Annotated in this window: 2 protein-coding genes; both read right to left on the reverse strand. The window is 47.3% G+C overall.

Features of this window, described 5'->3' with window-relative positions; genetic code table 11:
* Positions 1-77: 77 nt before the first annotated feature.
* Positions 78-956 (reverse strand): hypothetical protein, encoded by an 879-nt coding sequence (locus tag L5M28_RS23915; protein WP_263204539.1) that lies wholly within the window; start codon positions 954-956, stop codon positions 78-80.
* A partial coding sequence (locus L5M28_RS23920) for a hypothetical protein (RefSeq protein ID WP_263204540.1) occupies positions 956-1,226 on the reverse strand: 271 nt, incomplete at its 5' end. The genes L5M28_RS23915 and L5M28_RS23920, both read right to left, overlap by 1 nt.

Genomic DNA, 1,226 nt, shown 5'->3' on the forward strand with positions numbered 1-1,226 from the left:
CGAGTAGTGACATTTGTGAAGCTCCAAAAAAAGAAAACCCAGCGCGATGGCTGGGTTAATTGAATACGGGTAGCGGCTTAACGCGGCATCATTGCCGCGCCATAAGCTGACTGCACGCCACTTTCTCTTAATTGCTTTAAGCGTTCCTGCTGTTGAGCTATGGTTTCAGGAGAAAGAAGCCCGGGCTTACGAGTGGTATCACCACGATCATTAAGTAAATAATCAACCGCCATTTCACGCTTAGTTTCATTAGGCTTAGGCATTGCTGTTGATTGGGCTGGTTGAGGTTGACGAGTATTGTTAGCCCAGCCTGCTAAATCAAAGCTTTGCGCTGTTGCGGCGGGTGTTATTACTGATTGGTCAGTTGTTGCCGTTGGTTCTGGCGCGGTAGGTTCAGGCAAGTACATGCTAAAACCATACTTATTGATTTGGTCGCCGCTTAAACCTGATCGCTGCACAATTTTACCCGCATCTTCAATATAGCTTTGCTGCAGTGCAGACATAGCAGAGCGATACGCCTCAGGGTCAGTGACTTGTTTTGTCATTGGGTCGGTAAACATATCGGCAATTTCTTTTGCTTTGCTATTCTTGATGGAGTCTAAGCGCTCGAGTGACTGCCCCAGCATTGCTGCCGATTGTTTTTCGTCATACCGACCTTCACGCGCATTGGCTCGGCTGGCATCTTGCTCGCGGAATTTCACCGAATCTTTATAACGGGCATCATCTTTGGCGTTGCGCTCGTTATAGCGTTGATCGTCCTTCTCTTGCGCCTTGTCATAACGGGCATCTTGTTTAGCAATACGGGCATCTTCTACTGCCCAACGCTTTTCAATACTCGCTTGACGCATCCGTTCGCGTTCATCCTCGCGCATTGCCATAGCATAGGCATATAAACCCTGACCTATGGCTTGGCCTGCCCCTTGCAAACCTTGGCCTAATCCTGCAAGTAATGACATTACACACCCCCTACTGCGGCTCGCTGCATCAAACCTTTAGGCTCTGCTTGTTTAGGTACAACTCCAAGCGCTTGACCTTCCTTATTAGCATCGTCAACTGATTGTTTTAGCTCATTAACATCAAGCTCACCCATCGCCTCTTTAGTAGATATATAAGCGCTATAGGCTTGGCTTACGGCAGTATCAACAAATTGCTCAGTAATTTCATCTTCTGCTAAGGCACCCGCATCGACAGCTATATCAGATAATTCAATCAATATTTCAGTAGCC

The organism is Shewanella sp. SW32, from assembly GCF_025653365.1.
Lineage (GTDB): Bacteria > Pseudomonadota > Gammaproteobacteria > Enterobacterales > Shewanellaceae > Shewanella > Shewanella oncorhynchi.